Below are 19056 nucleotides of genomic sequence, written 5' to 3'. Positions count from 1 at the left end.
CGGTCCGATGCTGCAACGTCTGTTGAGCGACAATTTCATTCCCACCGCCGATGCCGGTGTCGGCGCGCTGGCCGTGTCGGGCCTGTCAGTGGCCTATCATCAGCGGCTGGTGCTGCGCGACGTCACCTGGACGGCCCCGGCCCAGGGGCTGGTGGCCGTCGTCGGACCGAACGGGGCCGGCAAATCCACCTTCCTGAAGGCGGTGCTGGGCCTGGTCCCGTCCCTGACGGGCACCATCGAGGTCTATGGACGGCCGCTGAAGCGGCAGCGCGCCCTGATCGGCTATGTGCCGCAGCGGGAAAGCGTGGATTGGGATTTCCCCGTCAGCGCGCTGGACGTGGTCACCATGGGCCGTTACGGCCTGATCGGCTGGGGCCGGCGCATCGGGGCCAAGCACAAGCAAGCCGCCATGCAGGCGCTGGACCGGGTCGGCATGGCCGATTTTGCCCATCGCCAGATCGGGCAATTGTCAGGCGGACAGCAGCAGCGCGTGTTCCTGGCCCGCGCCCTGGCGCAGGAGGCGCGACTCTATTTCATGGATGAACCGCTGGCCGGCGTGGATGCCGCCACCGAACAGACCATCCTGGCGGTGCTGCGCGAACTGGACGCAGAGGGACGGACGGTGATCTGCGTGCATCACGACCTGCAGACCGTGGCGGAGACCTTCGACCATGTGCTGATGCTGAGCGGCGGGCTGGTCGCCGCCGGCCCCGTGCGTGAGGCGTTGACGGAGGAGAACCTGCGCCGCGCCTATGGCCAGCGGGCCAGCGGGTTGCTGCTGGGTCCGCGCTGATGGACATGGTCGGCCACAATACGCTGGTCGTGCTTTTGGGTGCCACCGCGCTGGGTCTGGCTGCCGGCATGGTCGGCTGTTTCATGGTGTTGCGCCGCCGCGCCCTGGTCAGCGACGCGTTGAGCCATGCCACCCTGCCCGGCATCGTGGCCGCCTTCCTGACCGGCATGGCGCTGGGGGTGGAGGGGCGGTCCCTGCCGCTGCTGCTGACCGGGGCCGCGATCAGCGGCGCCATCGCGGTCATGACCATCCAGGCCATCAAACGTTGGACCCGCCTGACGGAGGATGCGGCCATCGGTGCTGTGCTGTCGGTGTTTTTCGGGGCCGGCGTCGTGCTGCTGTCGGTGGTGCAGGAACTGCCGGCCGCCAATGCCGCCGGCCTGAAGGGTTTCATCTTCGGCCAGACAGCGGCCATGCGCACGGGCGAAGCCGTGGGACTGGGCGCCCTGGCCTTGCTGGCGGCATCCATGGTCTGGCTGTTCTTCAAGGAATTCCGCCTGCTGGCCTTTGATGAAGGCTTCGCACGCGCCGCCGGCTGGCCCACGGGCCGCATTGATCTGGCGCTGATGGCGCTGGTCACGCTGGTGACGGTTGTGGGGCTGCAGACGGTGGGGCTGGTCCTGATCATCGCGCTGCTGATCACCCCGGCCGCCACGGCCCGGTTCTGGACCGATGATCTGGCCCGCATGCTGGTCATTGCCGGCACGGTGGGTGCCGTGTCGGGCGGGGTGGGTGCGCTGCTCTCCTCCCGCTTTGCCGACCTGCCGGCCGGCGCCATCATTGTGCTGGTGGCCACCACCCTGTTCTTCATCAGCTTGGTCGTGGCGCCGTCGCGCGGCCTGCTGGGCCGCAGCCTGCGCCGCGCCCGCCTGCGCCGTGCCCTGCTGGCGGGGGAACTGGCACCATGAATATCGATGCCGTCACCTTCCTGTCGGTCGATCTGCCGGCCCTGCTGGCGGCCCTGTTCGCCTGTCTTTCCTGCGCGCTGGTCGGCAATTTCCTGGTGCTGCGGCGGCAAAGCCTGATGGGTGACGCCATCAGCCACGCCGTCCTGCCCGGCATCGTAGCGGGGTTCCTGGTGGCCGGCACGCGCGACACCTTCCCCATGCTGGCCGGTGCGCTGACCGCCGCCCTGGTGGCGGGGGTGATGATCGAACTGGTCCGCCGCCTGGGCCGGGTGGAGGCGGGGGCCGCCATGGGCGTGGTCTTCACCGGCCTGTTCGCGCTGGGCGTGGTCCTGATCGAACAGGGGCCGGCGCGGCAGGTGGATCTGGATGCCGATTGTGTCCTTTATGGACAGTTGGAAGCCATCCTGTGGCTGACGCCCGGCGGCTGGTCCGACCTTGCCGATCCCGCGATCTGGGCCACCCTGCCCCGGCAGGTGCTGCAACTGGTTGCCGTGTTTGCGATCTGCCTGACCATCATCCTGATCTTTTTCAAGGAATTCACCCTGGTCAGCTTCGACCCCGCGCTTGCCGATACGCTGGGCCTGAAAAGCGGGCTGGTGCAGCATGTCATCGTCGCCCTGGCCGCACTTGCCGCCATCGCCGCGTTCGAGGCGGTGGGATCGATCCTGGTCATCGCCATGCTGATCTGCCCCGCCGCCACGGCCCGGCTGTTCACCGACCGGATGGTGCCGCAACTGGCTCTGTCGCTGCTGGTGGGCGGGGTGACGGGCGTCGGCGGCTATGGGCTGGCTGCCTTCGGCCCCTCATTGCTGGGCTATGACATGGCGGTGAATGCCGCCGGGTCCATCGCGGTCCTGGCCGGCATCATCCTGGCGCTTTCCATTCTGCTGGCGCCGCGCTATGGCGTGCTGGCCCGGGTCACAGGCCGGGTGATGCGGGGAGCGGCGGCGTGAATTCAGCGCAATTGTCCTATCTGGTGCTGGGCGTCACGCCGGCGACCATGGCGGTCTGCCGCGCCCTGGCGGCCCAGGGCGGCTGCTTCACCATCCTGGACACCGACCAGAAGGCGGGTCACCGGCTGGTGCTGGAACTGAATACCGGCAGCCGGGGGCGGGCCATCTTCATCCCCGGCGATCCGCGGAACCCGAATGACCGGGCCGACGCGGTGGCGGAAAATGCAAGCTGCTGGCCCGACCAGACGCCGCTTATCCTTTCACCCGCATGGCCTTGACCCCGTCCAGGATCTGGCGAAGCATCACGTCGCGCGATGAAATGGCGGCAAAGCGGGTCCGGGCCTTGGCCCTCATGGCATCACGATAACCGGCATCATCGGCAAAGCGGGCGGCCAGCGGGGCAAAATCGCCATAGCCGGCCAGATGGAAATCCGGCCCCACCACGGTCGCCACGTCGCCGGCATTCAGGGTGAAGGCCGGCACGCCACTGGACAGGGCATAGGCCGCCGACGCCCCACCCCCGCCGCGCGGCGGGTTCAGGAACAGGTCCGCCACCGCCAGCAGGCCGATCACATCCGGGTCGAACCCGTGCGCCCGCGAACGCCCCGCCAGCGCCGGCAGGGGGGCGACCAGATCCTCGTACCCGTCCAGGGTCCCGACGAACAGGAAGAACAGCCGGGGCTCCGCCTGCACCGCCGCATCCAGGGCGGCGGCGAAGGCCGGCGTCACCTCCTGCGACAGGCGGATGCCGATGACCAGGGTCAGGATGGCATCCTCCGGCACGCCCAGTTCGGCCCTGGTCCGGGCCTTGTCCATCGCCGGCCGTGTGTAGCAGTAATCGATGATCGCCACCCGATCCGGGCTCAGCCCGGCCACGGCCAGGGCCGGCCCGTCTGACGCGACCAGCGCCCGGGGCAGGGCCACAAAGGCCGGCTCCGCCATCGGCAGATAGGTGCCGAACGGAATGGAGACCACATCAACCAGCCCCCGGCACAGGTCGGCCACCGGGTTCAGCGTGCCGAAGGACAGGATCAGATCGGGCCGCATTTCCAGGATGCGGTCACAAAGGGTCGCGGCCGTGGCCGGATCGGTGAAACCGGGGGGCAGGTGGATGAAGGGGACCGGCAGCCGGTCGATCATCAATTGTGTCCGGTCCACCAGCCCCTCATCCGCACTGCTGGTAAAACCACCCAGATAGGGATAATGGGCCGAGGCCGGACCGTCGGCACTGTTGATCAGTACCACCCGGCGCCCGAAACGCAGAACCAGCTTCGATGCGAATTCCTGTATATCGATGGAGGGCTGGTGCATGCCCTGCACGAACTGTCCGGTCATCAGCACGATCAGGTCACGCTGGCGCCGGGCCGCCGGCACCGGATCACGTGCCGGCATCTGCGCCCGATATTTCTCCAGGATCGTGTGCCAGAGCCGGCGCATGGCCAGATCGTGGCGGCCGGGATCGGACAGGTTCATCCGGTTGGTCCATACCGCATACAGGACACCGCGCAGGACATAGTCCGCCTGGGCCAGGCTGTGTCGGGGGTTGGGGCCGGCAATATCATCCGCCAGGGCCTGGATAGCGGCCGTCGGGGCGGAGCCGTCGCGCAGCACCCCGGCCCGGATCAGGTGCCCGATTACCACCTCCCGCGGGTTTCGGGGCGGTGGCAGCCGGTCCAGCATCGCGGCAGCACCGGTCGGATCGGCCCCGCGCGCCACGGCGGCGCCCAGCGCCTCCGCCAGCGCCTGGGCGCGCATCCAGCGATCGGCGTCATATATCGGTTCTTCCAGGCCGGCGGACAGTTCCTGGCCCAGGGCCATGGTCAGGCCCTTCAGTTCCGTATCACCACCCGCCACCACCCGTCCCCTTCACCTGACCTTGCGTCGGGAATGATAGCGGTGATACCCCGCAAATGGAAACGCCCGGCGCAGGGCATGCCTGCGCCGGGCGTTCCACAAAGGACGGGCCTGGACGGACCCCTCAAACCTTTATTCGTCGCGCTGGCCCAGCAGGGACAGCAGCATCTGAAACAGGTTGATGAAGTTCAGGTACAGCGACAAGGCGCCCATGACGGCCAGACGGCTGTTACCTTCCTCACCCCAATGAGAGGCATAGCTCTCCTTGATGTTCTGGGTGTCCCAGGCCGTCAGGCCCGTGAAGACCACCACGCCGATCACCGAGATGGCGAATTGCAGCGCACTGGAGGCCAGGAAGATATTGACCAGACCGGCGATGATGATACCGATCAGGCCCATGATCATGAAGCTGCCCATCTTCGACAGGTCGGCCTTGGTGGTATAGCCGTACAGGCTGATACCCGCGAACATGGCCGCCGTGATGAAGAAGACGCGGGCGATGCTGGCGCCCGTGTACACCAGGAAGATGCTCATCATCGACAGGCCCATCAGGGCGCTGAAGACGATCAGGCTGGTGCGCAGGGCCGAGGCCGACATGCGATCCGGGCGGAACCCGAAAAAGATGAAGGCAAGCGGGGCCAGCATGACCACCCATTTCAGGGGGGTTCCGAAGATCAGGGCCACCAGGGCTTCGCTCTGGGCGCCCAGAAAGGCGACGCCACCGGTGATTACCAACGCCAAGCACATGTAATTGTAGACGCGCAGCATATGGGACCGCAGTCCGGCGTCGAACGACGCCTGATCCAGGGTCCGGCTGCCCGCCGCATACGGATTATAGGGTCCGTTTACCATCGAAGTATCCTCGACAGGGGCTGTTGAGAGGTACACGGAGGTTATATTGGGAGGCAGGGGGTGCGGATCAATGGAAATCGGTCCGACCCAAACGCATTTTCCCCGGCGCGAGCCATTCCTCAGCCGCCGGACGGCCGCAGATATGTCGGAACCACCAGTTCCACCGCCGTGGGGACGATCCCCAGGTCGCTTAGGCCTGGCAGGGTCCCGGACACGACATTGTCGCGTTTCAGGAGCCTTACCTGATCACGCGTCAGCGGCTTGCCCGGCAGTAGTTCCATGAAGGCCGCCTGAACCGTGGCAATGGGGAAGGGCAGCGGCAGCAGCCAGCGGCCCGGCACCCCGGCCTGACGGCATATATATTCCAGCAATTCCCGGAAACTATAGGCGCGGGGGCCACCCAGCTCATAGGTCCGGCGCCGGCAGGCGGGATCGGTCAGGGCCACCATGACCGCATCGGCAACGTCGCCGGCATAGACGGGCTGGAACCGTGTATGACCGCCACCGATCAGCGGCAGGAAGGGCAGCAGCCCGGCCATCCGCCCGAAACGCTGGAAAAACCCGTCCCCGGGACCGAACACGATAGAGGGGCGCAGGATCACCGCATCGGGAAAGGCGGCCCGTACCGCCGCTTCACCCGCCCCCTTGCTGGCGGCATAGGCGCTGTCGGAGGCGGGATCGGCGCCAATGGCCGACATCTGTACGAAGGTACGGGCACCCGCCGCCTTCGCGGCCCGCGCGATGCGCGCCGCCGCCTGATGCTGGACGGCGTCGAAACCATTCCCCCGGCTGGTCGCCAGGATGCCGATCAGGTTGATCACGGCATCCGCCCCGGTCAGGCTGGCCGCGATAGCGGCATCACTGCCGATATCGACGGCGACGGGCACGATCTGCCCCACCTCCCCCGCCAGGCGCAGCGATGCCACCTGTCCGGGATTGCGCGATGGCACCACAATCTCCACACCCGTCCGGGCCAGCCGCTGCACGATATGCCGGCCGATGAAGCCCGATCCGCCGAACACCACCACCCTGCCCCATGACGCCGACATGTGTTTCTCCTCCCCTGGCACCGTACCCTCCGCGATATGGAACGCGGCGGATGCGGAAAAAGTCATCCACCTGCGAAAAACATCTGTTGACGACACCGGTCAGGGTCATTATAAGCCCCCTCCACGACGGGCTGACCAGCGGTAACGATGGACGGCACGGTTCGGAAAGCGCCCAGATGGCGGAATTGGTAGACGCGCAGGTTTCAGGTACCTGTACCGCAAGGTGTGGAAGTTCGAGTCTTCTTCTGGGCACCATTCCGATGTAACGCACTTAAGGCCGCCGGTTCATCCCGGCGGCCTTAAGCGTTTCTGGGCCCGGCGAACTGTCGCAAAAAATCGTCAAACAAAGCTGTTGACGACCGCATCCGACCCCATTATACACCCGCCCCACGACGCGTCGCCCACCGGCAACGATGGACAGCGCGGGTCGGAGACGCCCAGATGGCGGAATTGGTAGACGCGCAGGTTTCAGGTACCTGTACCGCAAGGTGTGGAAGTTCGAGTCTTCTTCTGGGCACCATCCGCAAGTAACGCTCTTAGGGCCGCCGGTTCACTCCGGCGGCCCTAAGCGTTTCCGGGTCTCGTCATTCCCGGACCCCTTCCCTGGCATCGGACCCTTGCGGCATCGCCCCTTGCGGCGAACGGGCCGGCAACCGATAAGGGATGTGACAATCAACGGACCGTCAGCCAAGGAACACCCTATGTCTCAGATCTCCCTTTACGTCGGTGACCTTCCTGACGGTCTTGATCTGGGGCCGGTTGTCGCCGTTGATACGGAGACCATGGGCCTGAACCCCCACCGCGACCGTCTGTGCCTGGTGCAACTCTCGTCGGGTGACGGCAATGCCCATCTGGTGCAGATCACCCGGGGCCAGACCCAGGCGCCCAACCTGAAGCGCCTGATGGAAGACCCGACCGTCCTGAAGCTGTTCCATTTCGCGCGTTTCGACGTCGCCGTGCTGTACAAGGCGCTGGGCATCACCTGCGCCCCCCTTTATTGCACCAAGATCACGTCCAAGCTGGTCCGCACCTCCACCGACCGCCACGGGCTGAAGGATCTGTGCAAGGAGATGACGGGCATCGACCTGTCCAAGCAGCAGCAGTCCAGCGACTGGGGCGCGGCGGAACTGAACGAGGAGCAGCTTAAATACGCCGCTTCCGACGTTCTCTACCTGCATCAGATCAAGGAGAAGCTGGACGCGCTGCTGGAGCGTGAGGGACGGCGCGAACTGGCGGAAGCCTGCTTTGCCTTCCTGCCGGCGCGCGGCAAGCTGGATTTGCTGGGCTGGGAAGACCCCGACATCTTCGCGCACTGAGCCACGTGTCACGGGCATGGCGGGCCGGCCCTGTGCGGCCCGTCACAGAAATGCCGCTCTGTTCTGTCATCTGCTTGTCCCCGACCCGTTTTTCCGTACCCGCCAAGGAACCGCCTCCACCGATGACCGATGCACCCGCCCCGTCCAACCGGCCGAATTCGGCACGCCTTGCGGCAAGCGGCGGACGGGACCCCTACGCCCACAGCAAGGCGGTGCGGGTGGCGCGGGTGGCCTTGCCGGCGGTGGCGGGGGTGGTGCTGCTGACCATCTTCATCTGGCCCTTGTTCAGCGGTTCATCCGACAAGTCGCGGCCCGGCCCGGCGCAGGGCGATCTGGAACTGACGCAGGCGCGTTATCTGGGCACGGACACGGGCGACCAGCCCTTTGAAATCCGCGCCGCCCGCGCCGCGCAACAGGGTGGCGGCAAATCCACCGTGGAACTGGCGGTGCCGGAGGCCGATATCACCCTGAAACGCGGCACCTGGCTGTCCATGGCGGCCCAGAAGGGCGATTATGACCAGGACAACCAGCTTCTGGCACTGGATGGCGCCGTCTCCTTTTTCCATGGCTCAGGATACGAGTTGCGGACGCAGCAGGCGGTGCTGGACGTGAAAAAAGGCATCGCCTGGGGCAACAAGCCCGTGGAGGGCCAGGGGCCGATGGGCACCGTGGAGGCCGGGGGTTTCCGCGTGCTGGAGGATGGCGACGTGATGGTCTTCACCGGCCATGCGCGGCTGCGCGCCTTCGGCGCCGATGACAACGCGGCCAATCGGGCCAACGACAAGCCGGGGGAAACGGCGCCATGAGTGCGGTGAAGAAGGCCATGTTCGGATGGGGCGGGCTGCTGGCGCCGGTGGCGCTGGGCCTGACGCTCGCCGCCGGCACGGGCCTGGCGCAACAGGCGGCGGCCCCGGTGCCGGCGCCGCAGGCCGCCACCCCGTCCCTGGAAATCGGCGGATCGAAACCGATCGAGGTCGATGCCCCCGCCGGATTCGAATATCATGACAAGTTACAGGTCGCCATCGCACGCGGTGGTGCGACCGCCACCCAGGGCGACATGGTGCTGACCGCCGAAACCCTGGCCGCCTATTTCCGCAAGACCGGCAATGGCGGGAACGAGGTCTACCGGCTGCTGGCCGAGGGCAATGTGAAGCTCAAGAACGGCGACCGCATGGCCTATGGCTCGCGCGCTGTCTATGATCTGGACAAGTCGGTGGCCGTGTTGACCGGGGAAGGGCTGCGCCTGACCACCCCGAACGAGACGGTGACGGCCCGCGACAGCCTGGAATATTGGCGCGACCAGGAACTGGCCGTGGCGCGCGGCGACGCGCTGGCCGCCCGGCCGCAGGACCGCATCCGCGCCGACCGGCTGGTGGCGCTTCTGGCCCGCGACGCACAGGACAAGCTGGGCCTGTCGCGCATCGATGCCGATGGCGGCGTGGTGATCACCACCAAGTCGGAAACGGCGCGCGGCGACAAGGGCACCTATGACCTGGACAGCGAGCAGGCTTTGCTGACGGGCAATGTCCGTGTCACACGCGGACAGAATCAGTTGAACGGACCCGCCGCGGCGGTTGACCTGAAGTCGGGTGTCAGCCGTATTCTATCCCGTGTACCGGGAACCGGTCCCGCCACCACGCAACCCGCCGCACCGGCGACGGGGGAGCGGGTGAAGGGCCTGTTCATCCCCAACCGGCAGGGCGAGGGCGGCGTGCCGCAACAGCCAAGCCAACCCGCCAACCCGAAGGGGAGCGAGAAGCCATGACACAGCCGACCCAGGACAAGTCCGCGACCGGTCCCCGTCTGGTTACCGACAATACGGGCCTTGTGGCGTCCCGCATCGGCAAGGCCTACAAGGGCCGGCCCGTCCTGCGCGACATCTCGCTGTCCGTGAACCGGGGCGAGGCGGTGGGGCTTCTGGGTCCCAACGGGGCCGGCAAGACCACCTGCTTCTACATCATCACCGGCCTGATCCTGCCCGACCATGGCAGCATCACGCTGGACGGCATGGAGGTTACTTCCCTGCCCATGTATCGCCGCGCCCGCCTGGGCATCGGCTATCTGCCGCAGGAAGCCAGCATCTTCCGGGGCCTGTCGGTGGAGAACAATATCCGCGCGGTTCTGGAGGTGGTGGAACCCGATCGTGATGTGCGCGAACAGCGGCTGGATGAGCTGCTGGCCGAATTCTCCATCACCCATCTGCGCCGCACGCCCGCCCTGGCCCTGTCGGGCGGTGAACGCCGCCGCGCCGAAATCGCCCGCGCGCTGGCCAGCCAGCCGCATTTTATCCTGCTGGACGAACCGTTCGCGGGCGTTGACCCGATCGCGGTGAATGAAATCCGCGAACTGGTCAGCCATCTGCGCGAACGCGGCATCGGCGTGCTGATCACCGACCATAATGTGCGTGAGACGCTGGACATCGTGGACCGCGCCTACATCCTGCATGATGGCGTCGTCCTGATGGAAGGTGCGCCGTCGGAGATCGTGGCCCACAAGGATGTGCGGCGCGTCTATCTGGGTGAGCGGTTCAGCCTGTAAGCAGCACTCCCGCTAGAAAACACCGCCGATTCTCTTATAGTCGAAGGAGGCGGGTCGGCCAATGTCGACCCGCCGTTTCCATGCACTGATGTAAAATTCCGGGTCGCTGAATTTTTTTCGTGCAGCCGCGTAACCTTCTCCGGAACAGGGCGAATGACAGGATACGGACGCCGATGAGCGCCGATCCCCCGAAGCCCCGGAGAACCTGTTCCATGCTGTCCAACACCCGCATCACCGCCCTGACCCTTGGCGCCGCCTTCGCCGGTGCCCTGTCGCTGGCCGCCATCGCCGCCCCCGCCAACGCCGCCGAAGGCGAGAAGGTGCATTGCTATGGCGTGGCCAAGGCCGGTGAGAATGACTGCGCCAACAAGGCCGCCGGCCATTCCTGCGCCACCCAGTCCAAGGTCAATTACAGCGGCCAGGACTTCAAGGCCATGACCAAGGAAGCCTGCATGGCCGCCGGTGGCAGCCTGACCGCCTATGAAGGGGCCAACCCCGCCAAGGCGGAGAAGAAGTAAGACGCCGCCGGCAGGAGCTTCCGCATGCACCCCCCCGCCCGCCACCCCGACCTGTCCGCCGCCGGCGTCGGGTTGCGCCATGCCCATGTGCCGGACTTCCTGGCCGGGGCACAGTCGGTCGGCTGGCTGGAGGTGCATGCGGAAAACTACCTTGTCGCGGGCGGGCCGCGTCTGGCGCAGTTGGAGCGGCTGCGCCGGGATTATCCCATCTCTTTCCATTCGGTGGCCCTCTCGCTGGGGGCTGCCGACGGGGTGGATGCGGACCATCTGGCCCGCCTGCGGGCACTTTATGACCGGTTCCAGCCGGCCATGGTGTCCGACCATCTGGCCTGGACCGGTCTGGCCGGCGCGCCCGTGCCCGACCTGCTGCCCCTGCCCTTGACGGTGGAGACTCTGGAGATCGTGGCCGCCAACGTCGCCCGTGCCCAGGACGCGCTGGGCCGGCGCCTGCTGGTGGAAAACCCGTCCCTTTATCTGCGCTTCGTCGCGGATCAGATGGAGGAGGGGGAGTTTCTGGCCGCACTGGCGGCGCGTACCGGCTGCGGCCTGCTGCTGGACCTGAACAACCTTTATGTCAGTGCCAGCAATCGCGGACAGGACGCCGCAACACTTCTGTCCCGCTTTCCCGCCGATGCCATCGGTGAAATCCATCTGGCCGGTCACGCGCGGGTGGAGGTGGATGGCGCCAGCCTGCTGATCGATGATCATGGCAGCGCCGTGCCGGACCCGGTCTGGGCTCTGTATGACGACGCCCTGCGCCGGTTCGGCCCGCGCCCCACCCTGGTGGAATGGGATACGGCCCTGCCGCCCCTGCCCCTGCTGCTGGCCCAGGCCGCCAAGGCCGACGCGTTGCGGGAGGCGGCCTCATGCTGATCGACCTGCAACGTGCCATGCTGGCCGCCTGTTACGGCGATCCGGCGGGATTTTCCGCCACCCTGCCCTATCTGGCGCCGGCCAGTGTGGCGATGGACAAGGCCTTGTATATCCACACCGCCACCGTGACCGCCGCCTTGACCCAGGTGCTGGCAGAGGCCTATCCCAGCGTGACGGCTGCGTTGGGAGAAGATGCGTTCGCCGATGCCGCCCGCACCCACCTGCGCCGGCACCCGCCCGAACAGGCGATGCTGTCCGCCTATGGCGCCGGGTTCGGCCAGGACCTGCCTGCCCCCCTGCCCGTGCTGGCCCGGTTGGACTGGGCCACCCACCTTGCCTATTTCGCGGCCGACGCCCAGACCGTGACGGCGGATCGCCTGGCGCACCTGCCGCCCGACGCCGTGGCCGGCCTGCGGTTGCATCCCGTACCGTCGGCATCGATCCTGGATGGGCCGCTGGCGTTGCTGTCGGACTGGCAGGGGGCACGACCGGACATCGTCGCCGTCCTCCCGCCCCTGCCCCTGGCGGGTCCGGACGCCACCGCCCTGATCTGGCGCGGTCCCGACCTGCTGGTGGCGTCCACCCTGTTGCCCCCCGATGCCGGCACCTTCATCGCCGCCTTGGCCGCCGGTGCCGACCTGCTGACCGCCGCCGGCCACCTGAGCGATGGCGGCACCCTGCCCCCGATCCTGGCGCTGCTGCTGAGCCATGGGCTGGTCGCCGCCACAGAAGACGAGTTGCTGCCATGCTGATCCGTGCCCTTGCCCATTTCCTGACCGACCCCGGCCCCACAATGCGCGCCGCGCCGCCCCTGCGCCTGATTGCCGGTGCGGGCCTGGCCCTGGGCCGGGTCTGGTTGGCCTGGCCCTTCGCCGCGGCGGGCTGGCACCGGGTTTTCACCTGGGATGCCCAGGAATTCCTGTTCACGGAGGTGCATCCGGTGCCGCTGCTGCCGGCCGCCATCGCCGCACCGCTAACCACCGGGGCGGAAATTCTCTTGAGCCTGCTGCTGATCCTGGGGCTGGCGGGTCGTGTCGGGGCGGCGGGGCTGGCGGTGATGGCCGCCACCTTGTTCCTGGTCATCGGCCGCACGCCGCAGGGTGTGGAGAACGGTATCGCGGTCGCGGCCGAACAGATACCCTGGGTTCTGGCCGGCATCGTCCTTTTCCTGCTGGGCCCTGGCATCCTGTCCCTGGACGCGGCGTGGCGGGCCGTCCGCCGTCGCGGCGTTATTCCTTCCCCCAAAACCGCGAGGTGACGCATGTGGCGCTTCCGCTTCCCCCTGCTTCTGTCCGCCCTGGTCCTTACCCTGCCCGCCCCGGCACAGCAGGACGCACCGTCGCTGAGCGCTGCCGAGAAGGCACAGAAGCAGGCGGCCAACGAAGAGGCGGAACGGCTGTGCAAGTCCATCAAGGACCCGGACAAGTTCAATGAATGCCTTGACCTCTATTTCCTGGATGCCGGAAAATTCCAGGCATTCCTGGAACAGAACGGCGTCGCCAAGCCGGCGAAGCCGGCACAGTGACGGGCCTGTCGCCGACGGAGATGCCGTGAGCGCGGAGGGGGCGGATGGTCAGGATCTTGGCCTGCTGCTGGTCGCGGCGCAGGAGGGGCACCGCGCATCCTATGCCGCCTTCCTGCGCGCCGCCGTGCCGCTGATCCGGGCCGTAGGCCGGGGCAAGCTGGCCCGGCCCGCCGACCTGGAGGATTTTGTGCAGGATACGCTGCTGGCCATCCATCAGGCCCTGCCCACCTTTCAGCCGGGCCGGCCCGTCGGCCCCTGGCTGGGCACCATCGCCCGCAACCGCCTGTCCGACGCCCTGCGCCGCACCTATCGCCGCCGGGCCGTGGAAACGGAATTTGACGAGGGTCTGGCCGATACCGTGGCCGAACCGGAGGCGGACACGCCGCCCGCCATCGCCCTGGGGCCGCTTCTGTCGCAACTGCCGGAGCGGCAGCGGGTGGCAATCGACATGCTGAAGGTCCAGGGCATGAGTTTGAAGGAAGCGTCGGACGCCAGCGGCGTCAGCATTGGCGCCTTGAAAGTGGCCGTGCATCGCGGGATTGCGGGTTTGCGGCACTTGTTGCGGAAGGAAGAGGACCATGGCTGACACAAGCCACCTGATCGACCGGTTGAGCCGCGAAGCCATGCCCGCCCGCCGCCTGCCCCCGCCGGTTGTGCGGCTGGTCCGCTGGGCTACGGCGTCGCTGGCCCTGATGGTGCTGGCCACCACCTGGCACGGCATCCGGCCGGATCTGGGGGCGGTGGCCGGCGATCCCGCCTGGCTGGCCGAACAGGTGCTGGCCCTCGTCACGGCCCTGCTGGCCGGGTTCGCCGCCATTTCCTTCTCCGTGCCCGGCCGGCGCGGATGGGAAAGGCTGGTCTGGCTGCCGGCCGCAGCCTTCTGGCTGCTGGTCATGTGGGAAAGCGCCCGGCCCACGATGGAGACGCAGGCCATTCCCGAAATGGCCCATCTGTTCTGTCCCTATTGTTTCCCGGTGATCAGCATCGGGTCCGCCCTGTTCCTGGGGGCGGACATGCGCCGGGCTGCACCCGTGGCGCCGGTGCGGATGATGGCGCTGCTGCTGATTGCCGGCGGCGGCATGGCCATGTTCGGCGAACGCATGATCCATGACGATCTGGATGCCCCGCTGCTGATCGCTATCCAGATCCTGGCGATCCTTACCGTGGGCGCCCTGCTGGCCCCGCTGGGCCGGGTGCTGTTCCGCTGGAAATCAGCAATGCGGCCGCGCGGGCGCTGATACGCGGGCCCTCATCCTTACCGACTCTTCTCAAGCCTCAAGTAAGGATAGGGACGACTCGGACAGAGTCCGTCGCGACTCGCAACCCGCAGAAACCCTCACCTCCCGAGTCGCGCCCTAAAAAGAAAAGGGGGCCTTCCGGCCCCCTATCCTTACCTGCCCTTATTCGGCACTCAGCCGTTCCGGAGCCGTAACCGGGATCGCCAACCGGCTCAGCATCTCCTTCGGCACCACCTGCCAGAACTTGTCCCGCACCAGTTCCCAGTCGTTGAGAAGCTGGGCCGCCCAGCGGCTGCCCGTCTCGTCGATATGTTCCTGGATCAGGGACTTGAGCTGCTCCTCGTAATGCGACACTTCCAGGCGCTGCCAGATGACGCTTTCCGGGTTCACGCAGAGCGGGAAGGCCCCTTCCTCGTCATAGACATAGGCCATGCCGCCCGTCATGCCGGCGCCGAAATTGTCGCCGACCCGGCCCAGGATCACGGCCAGACCGCCGGTCATATATTCACAGCCGTTGGAACCGCAGCCTTCGATCACGACGGTGGCGCCGGAATTGCGCACCGCGAACCGTTCACCGGCCTGGCCCGCCGCGAACAGCTTGCCCGCCGTGGCACCGTAGAGGACCGTGTTGCCGATGATCGTGTTCTCGTTGGTCTTCAGCGGGCTGGCCGTCAGCGGACGCACCACGATGGTGCCGCCCGACAGGCCCTTGCCGACATAGTCGTTGGCATCGCCGAACACTTCCAGCTTCAGGCCCTGCACCGCGAAGGCGCCCAGCGACTGCCCGGCCGACCCGCGCAGGCGGACGGTGGCGTGACCGGGCTGCAGCCCCTTCATGCCGAACTTGCGGGTGATCATGCCCGACAGCGCCGTGCCGATGGCGCGGTGCGTATTCTGGGCGTGATACTGCATCTGGGTCTTTTCGCCATCCTCGAACAGGGCGCGGGCGTCCTTGATCATCTGGGCGTCCAGCGTGTCCGGCACCTCGTTACGGCCGACCAGCGTGCAATAGCGGGCATATTCGCCCGGATCGGCCACGGCCAGCAGCGGGTTGAGGTCCAGATCGTCCAGATGGGCGGCACCACGGCTGACCTGATGCAGCAGGTCCGACCGGCCCACCACTTCACGCAACTCGCGGAAGCCCAGGTTGGACAGGATCTCGCGCACCTCTTCGGCGATGAAGCTGAACAGGTTGACGACCTTTTCCGGCGTGCCCGTGAACTTCTTGCGCAGGTCTTCATCCTGCACGCACACGCCGACGGGGCAGGTGTTGGAATGGCACTGACGGACCATGATACAGCCCATGGCGACCAGGGCCGCCGTACCGATGCCGAATTCCTCCGCGCCCAGCATGGCCGCCATCACGATGTCACGGCCGGTCTTCAGGCCGCCATCGGTGCGCAGCGTCACGCGGTGGCGCAGACGGTTCAGCGTCAGCACCTGCTGCACTTCCGACAGGCCCATTTCCCACGGCACGCCAGCATACTTGACAGACGTCTGCGGGGAGGCGCCGGTGCCGCCATTGTGCCCGGCCACCAGGATGATGTCGGCGCCGGCCTTGGCCACGCCCGCAGCAATCGTGCCGATGCCCGAGCGCGACACCAGCTTCACGCAGACCTTGGCGATCGGGTTGATCTGCTTCAGGTCATAGATGAGCTGCGCCAGATCCTCGATCGAGTAGATGTCATGGTGCGGCGGCGGGCTGATCAGCATGACGCCGGGCGTGGAATGGCGCAGCTTGGCGATCAGTTCGGTGACCTTGAAGCCGGGCAACTGCCCGCCTTCACCGGGCTTGGCACCCTGGGCCACCTTGATCTCGATCTCGCGGCACTGGTTCAGATATTCCGCCGTCACGCCGAAGCGGCCAGAGGCCACCTGCTTGATGGCGCTGTTCCAGTTGTCGCCATTGGCGTCCGGCTTGAAGCGTGCCGGGTCTTCACCACCCTCACCGCTGACCGAACGGGCGCCGATGCGGTTCATGGCGACGTTCAGCGTACCATGGGCTTCGGGCGACAGGGCACCCAGCGACATGCCCGGCGTGATGAAACGCTTGCGCAGCGAGGTGATGCTCTCCACCTCATCCACCGGCACGGTCTTTTCCGCCGGCTTGAAGTCCAGCAGGTCACGCAGGTTGATGGGCGGACGCTTGTGCAGCGCCTCCGAATATTTTTTGAAGGTGGAGTAGCTGTCGGTGGAAACCGCCGTCTGCATCAGGTGGATCAGCCCACCTTCCCAGGCATGGCGGTCGCCACCCTTGCGGAAGCGGTAGAAGCCGCCGACCGGCAGGGCCACCACATCCTCGTCATAGGCGATCTTGTGCTGGCCCAGAACCTCTTCCTGGACACCGTTCAGGCCCAGGCCGGAGATGCGCGACGGCAGGCCGGGGAAATACTCGGCAGCCAGAGAGCGCGACAGGCCGATAGCCTCGAAATTCAGGCCGCCACGGTAGCTGCTGATGATGGAGATGCCCATCTTGGACATGACCTTCAGCAGGCCGTCATTGATGGCCTTCTTGTAACGCTTCAAACAGTCTTCCAGGCTCATCGCGCCGAACAGGCCGCGACGATGGCGGTCGGCGATGGCTTCCTGGGCGATATAGGCGTTGACGGTGGTGGCGCCCACGCCGATCAGCACCGCGAAATAATGCACGTCCAGGCATTCGCCCGAGCGGACGTTCAGCGATGTGAAGGTGCGCAACTGCTGGCGGATCAGGTGGGTATGGACGGCACCGGTCGCCAGGATCATCGGCATGGGCGCACGGTTGGCCGTCATCGCCTCGTCGGTCAGGATGACATGGGTGGCGCCGCCGCGCACGGCATCCTCGGCTTCCTGACGGATGCGGCGCAGACCGTCACGCAGGGCATTGGGACCGGCCGACGGGTCGAAGGTGCAGTCGATCTCTGCCGCCGTGGCACCCATATATTTGCGCATAGCGCGGAATTCCGCCGTGGTCAGCACGGGGCTTTCCAGTTGCAGCAGGCGGCACTGGGTCGAATCCTCGTCCAGGATGTTGCCCAGGTTGCCCAGACGCGTCTTCAGCGACATGACGCGGGTTTCGCGCAGGCTGTCGATGGGCGGGTTGGTGACCTGGGCAAAGTTCTGGCGGAAATAATGGTGCAGGCCGCGATACTTGTCCGAAAGCACCGCGATGGGGCTGTCGTCACCCATGGAACCGACGGCTTCCTTGGCGTCGTCCACCATGGGCTGCAGGATCAGTTCCAGATCCTCCATGGTGATGCCATAGGCCAGTTGGCGGCGGCGCAGTTCGTCCTTGGACAGTTCCGCCGGCTCCACCGGGGCCTTCTTGACCAGATCGTCCAGAACCGTGATCTCGCCAATCCATTCGCCATAGGGGCGGCCCGACGCCAGGTTGTCCTTGATCTCGCGGTCATGGAACAGGCGGCCTTCCTTCAGGTCGACGGCAATCATCTGCCCCGGACCCAGGCGGCCCTTCTCCACCACGGCCTGTTCGTTGATCTTCACCATGCCGGTTTCAGATCCGCCGATGATCAGCCCGTCGCCGGTGATGACATAGCGCAGCGGGCGCAGGCCGTTACGGTCCACACCGCCCACAACCCAGCGGCCGTCATAGATGGCCAGCGCCGCCGGGCCGTCCCACGGCTCCATGACGGCGTTGGCGTAGCTGTACAGGTCGCGGTGGGCCTGCGGCATCACTTCCTTGTTCGACCAGGCTTCCGGCACCAGCATGGTCTTCACCATGGGCGCGGAACGGCCGGACATCAGCATCAGTTCGAACACGGCATCCAGCGCGCCCGAATCCGACGAACCGACCTGGATGACGGGCTTCAAATCCTCCACATGCGCGCCAAACGCCTCGGAATACATGCGCGTCTCATGCGCCTTCATCCAGTTGACGTTGCCGCGCAGGGTGTTGATCTCGCCATTATGGGCCAGCGTGCGGAACGGCTGGGCCAACTGCCAGGTCGGGAAGGTGTTGGTCGAATAGCGCTGGTGATAGACGGCAAAATTGCTCTCGAACCGCTCGTCCAGCAGGTCCGGGTAGAAGGCGGTCAACTGTTCGGCCAGGAACATGCCCTTATAGATGATGGAGCGGGCGGACAGGGTGCAGATATAGAAACCGCCGATCTGCTCACCGGCCACCGCCTTCTCGATACGGCGGCGGATGATGTACAGGTCGCGCTCGAACTGCTCGTCCGACACGCTGCCATCATTGCCGACCATGATCTGCTCGATCTCGGGCCGCGTGGCATTGGCCTTCTCACCGATGATCGAGATGTCGATGGGAACCTGGCGCCAGCCATAGATGGTGTAGCCCCAGTTCAGGACCTCCGTCTCGACAATGGCGCGGCAGCGTTCCTGCGCCGACAAGTCGGTGCGCGGCAGGAAGACCTGGCCGACCGCGATCAGGCCCTTGGGCTCCGGATGGCCGGTGCGCACCACATGCTCGCGGAAAAACGCCTGCGGAAGCTGCACATGGATGCCGGCCCCGTCGCCCGTCTTGCCGTCGGCATCGACCGCGCCACGGTGCCAGAGCGCCTTCAGCGCCTCCACGGCCTTTTCCACCACCTCACGGCGCGGCTTGCCATCGATGGCGGCCACGAAGCCGACGCCGCAGGCATCGTGCTGTTCGGTATCGACAAAGGCAGTGGTATCCAGC

At 66.5% G+C, this 19056-nt stretch carries 19 protein-coding genes and 2 tRNA genes; 17 read left to right on the top strand and 4 right to left on the bottom strand.

Annotation, left to right across the window (positions count from 1 at the left end):
* The first annotated feature begins 7 nt into the window (after positions 1–7).
* The 4 genes from KBA48_RS13020 to KBA48_RS13005 are packed head-to-tail and all read left to right on the top strand — an operon-like array spanning position 8 to position 2932.
* Entirely contained in the window at positions 8–793 is a 786-nt protein-coding gene (locus KBA48_RS13020) for a metal ABC transporter ATP-binding protein (RefSeq protein WP_292906959.1), read from the top strand.
* Positions 793–1701, top strand: coding sequence for an iron chelate uptake ABC transporter family permease subunit (locus KBA48_RS13015; RefSeq protein WP_292906957.1), 909 nt, complete (start codon positions 793–795; stop codon positions 1699–1701). Before KBA48_RS13020 ends, KBA48_RS13015 begins: the two co-directional genes overlap by 1 nt.
* On the top strand, positions 1698–2654 hold the full coding sequence (locus tag KBA48_RS13010) for a metal ABC transporter permease (protein WP_292906955.1): 957 nt from the start codon (positions 1698–1700) through the stop codon (positions 2652–2654). The genes KBA48_RS13015 and KBA48_RS13010 overlap by 4 nt, the downstream gene beginning before the upstream one ends.
* Positions 2651–2932, top strand: a complete 282-nt coding sequence (locus KBA48_RS13005; protein ID WP_292906953.1) for a hypothetical protein — start codon at positions 2651–2653, stop codon at positions 2930–2932. Before KBA48_RS13010 ends, KBA48_RS13005 begins: the two co-directional genes overlap by 4 nt.
* Here KBA48_RS13005 and KBA48_RS13000 read toward each other — a convergent pair.
* The 3 genes from KBA48_RS13000 to KBA48_RS12990 all read right to left on the bottom strand — a co-directional run bounded on the left by KBA48_RS13000 (position 2907) and on the right by KBA48_RS12990 (position 6409).
* Entirely contained in the window at positions 2907–4508 is a 1602-nt protein-coding gene (locus KBA48_RS13000) for a hypothetical protein (protein WP_292906951.1), read from the bottom strand. The genes KBA48_RS13005 and KBA48_RS13000 overlap by 26 nt on opposite strands.
* A 132-nt stretch (positions 4509–4640) precedes the next feature.
* Entirely contained in the window at positions 4641–5360 is a 720-nt protein-coding gene (locus tag KBA48_RS12995; protein ID WP_292906949.1) for a Bax inhibitor-1/YccA family protein, read from the bottom strand.
* 119 nt (positions 5361–5479) lie between these two features.
* Positions 5480–6409, bottom strand: a complete 930-nt coding sequence (locus KBA48_RS12990) for a complex I NDUFA9 subunit family protein (RefSeq protein WP_292906947.1) — start codon at positions 6407–6409, stop codon at positions 5480–5482.
* Positions 6410–6579: 170 nt separating this feature from the next.
* Between KBA48_RS12990 and KBA48_RS12985 the strand changes: the two genes are divergently transcribed.
* From KBA48_RS12985 to KBA48_RS12925, 13 genes are all read left to right on the top strand, one after another.
* Positions 6580–6664: transfer RNA gene (locus tag KBA48_RS12985), tRNA-Leu, on the top strand.
* Between the two features lie 180 nt (positions 6665–6844).
* A tRNA-Leu gene (locus KBA48_RS12980) sits at positions 6845–6929 on the top strand.
* 181 nt (positions 6930–7110) lie between these two features.
* On the top strand, positions 7111–7725 hold the full coding sequence (locus KBA48_RS12975) for a ribonuclease H-like domain-containing protein (protein ID WP_292906945.1): 615 nt from the start codon (positions 7111–7113) through the stop codon (positions 7723–7725).
* Positions 7726–7847: 122 nt separating this feature from the next.
* Positions 7848–8531: an LPS export ABC transporter periplasmic protein LptC gene (gene lptC, locus KBA48_RS12970; RefSeq protein ID WP_292906943.1), complete on the top strand. Its 684-nt coding sequence runs from the start codon at positions 7848–7850 to the stop codon at positions 8529–8531.
* The gene (locus tag KBA48_RS12965; protein ID WP_292906941.1) at positions 8528–9490 is read left to right on the top strand and encodes an LptA/OstA family protein; all 963 of its coding nucleotides are present in this window, start codon (positions 8528–8530) and stop codon (positions 9488–9490) included. The genes lptC and KBA48_RS12965 overlap by 4 nt, the downstream gene beginning before the upstream one ends.
* Complete coding sequence (gene lptB, locus KBA48_RS12960) at positions 9487–10263, top strand: LPS export ABC transporter ATP-binding protein (protein WP_292906939.1); 777 nt, start codon at positions 9487–9489, stop codon at positions 10261–10263. The genes KBA48_RS12965 and lptB overlap by 4 nt, the downstream gene beginning before the upstream one ends.
* A gap of 212 nt (positions 10264–10475) precedes the next feature.
* Positions 10476–10781: a DUF2282 domain-containing protein gene (locus tag KBA48_RS12955; protein WP_292906937.1), complete on the top strand. Its 306-nt coding sequence runs from the start codon at positions 10476–10478 to the stop codon at positions 10779–10781.
* A gap of 24 nt (positions 10782–10805) precedes the next feature.
* A complete protein-coding gene (locus KBA48_RS12950) occupies positions 10806–11654 on the top strand; it encodes a DUF692 domain-containing protein (RefSeq protein WP_292906935.1) in 849 nt (282 codons plus the stop codon).
* Positions 11648–12406, top strand: a complete 759-nt coding sequence (locus tag KBA48_RS12945) for a DNA-binding domain-containing protein (RefSeq protein WP_292906933.1) — start codon at positions 11648–11650, stop codon at positions 12404–12406. The genes KBA48_RS12950 and KBA48_RS12945 overlap by 7 nt, the downstream gene beginning before the upstream one ends.
* On the top strand, positions 12400–12912 hold the full coding sequence (locus tag KBA48_RS12940; RefSeq protein ID WP_292906931.1) for a DoxX family protein: 513 nt from the start codon (positions 12400–12402) through the stop codon (positions 12910–12912). Before KBA48_RS12945 ends, KBA48_RS12940 begins: the two co-directional genes overlap by 7 nt.
* 3 nt (positions 12913–12915) lie before the next feature.
* The gene (locus tag KBA48_RS12935; RefSeq protein WP_292906929.1) at positions 12916–13179 is read left to right on the top strand and encodes a hypothetical protein; all 264 of its coding nucleotides are present in this window, start codon (positions 12916–12918) and stop codon (positions 13177–13179) included.
* 25 nt (positions 13180–13204) lie between these two features.
* Positions 13205–13765 carry a sigma-70 family RNA polymerase sigma factor gene (locus tag KBA48_RS12930; RefSeq protein WP_292906927.1) on the top strand — a complete coding sequence of 187 codons (561 nt, stop codon included), beginning with the start codon at positions 13205–13207 and terminating at the stop codon, positions 13763–13765.
* Complete coding sequence (locus KBA48_RS12925; protein WP_292906925.1) at positions 13758–14417, top strand: NrsF family protein; 660 nt, start codon at positions 13758–13760, stop codon at positions 14415–14417. The genes KBA48_RS12930 and KBA48_RS12925 overlap by 8 nt, the downstream gene beginning before the upstream one ends.
* 162 nt (positions 14418–14579) lie before the next feature.
* Here KBA48_RS12925 and gltB read toward each other — a convergent pair whose 3' ends face one another.
* Positions 14580–19055 carry a glutamate synthase large subunit gene (gene gltB, locus KBA48_RS12920; protein WP_292906923.1) on the bottom strand — a complete coding sequence of 1492 codons (4476 nt, stop codon included), beginning with the start codon at positions 19053–19055 and terminating at the stop codon, positions 14580–14582.
* Between the last annotated feature and the right edge of the window lies 1 nt (position 19056).

Origin of the sequence: Niveispirillum sp. (assembly GCF_017996735.1) — a bacterium.
Classification (GTDB): Bacteria; Pseudomonadota; Alphaproteobacteria; order Azospirillales; family Azospirillaceae; genus Niveispirillum.
The sequence above is the reverse complement of the archived record's forward strand: the minus strand, read 5'-3'. Positions and strand labels throughout refer to the sequence as shown.

Coding starts and splice junctions, on each gene's coding strand:
- KBA48_RS12925 (WP_292906925.1), top strand. CDS start 13,758: ATGGCTGACACAAGCCACCTGATCGACCGGTTGAGCCGCGAAGCCATG.
- KBA48_RS13020 (WP_292906959.1), top strand. CDS start 8: ATGCTGCAACGTCTGTTGAGCGACAATTTCATTCCCACCGCCGATGCC.
- KBA48_RS12940 (WP_292906931.1), top strand. CDS start 12,400: ATGCTGATCCGTGCCCTTGCCCATTTCCTGACCGACCCCGGCCCCACA.
- KBA48_RS13015 (WP_292906957.1), top strand. CDS start 793: ATGGACATGGTCGGCCACAATACGCTGGTCGTGCTTTTGGGTGCCACC.
- lptC (WP_292906943.1), top strand. CDS start 7,848: ATGACCGATGCACCCGCCCCGTCCAACCGGCCGAATTCGGCACGCCTT.
- KBA48_RS12965 (WP_292906941.1), top strand. CDS start 8,528: ATGAGTGCGGTGAAGAAGGCCATGTTCGGATGGGGCGGGCTGCTGGCG.
- KBA48_RS12935 (WP_292906929.1), top strand. CDS start 12,916: ATGTGGCGCTTCCGCTTCCCCCTGCTTCTGTCCGCCCTGGTCCTTACC.
- KBA48_RS12950 (WP_292906935.1), top strand. CDS start 10,806: ATGCACCCCCCCGCCCGCCACCCCGACCTGTCCGCCGCCGGCGTCGGG.
- KBA48_RS13010 (WP_292906955.1), top strand. CDS start 1,698: ATGAATATCGATGCCGTCACCTTCCTGTCGGTCGATCTGCCGGCCCTG.
- KBA48_RS12990 (WP_292906947.1), bottom strand. CDS start 6,409: ATGTCGGCGTCATGGGGCAGGGTGGTGGTGTTCGGCGGATCGGGCTTC.
- lptB (WP_292906939.1), top strand. CDS start 9,487: ATGACACAGCCGACCCAGGACAAGTCCGCGACCGGTCCCCGTCTGGTT.
- KBA48_RS12945 (WP_292906933.1), top strand. CDS start 11,648: ATGCTGATCGACCTGCAACGTGCCATGCTGGCCGCCTGTTACGGCGAT.
- KBA48_RS12995 (WP_292906949.1), bottom strand. CDS start 5,360: ATGGTAAACGGACCCTATAATCCGTATGCGGCGGGCAGCCGGACCCTG.
- KBA48_RS12975 (WP_292906945.1), top strand. CDS start 7,111: ATGTCTCAGATCTCCCTTTACGTCGGTGACCTTCCTGACGGTCTTGAT.
- KBA48_RS12955 (WP_292906937.1), top strand. CDS start 10,476: ATGCTGTCCAACACCCGCATCACCGCCCTGACCCTTGGCGCCGCCTTC.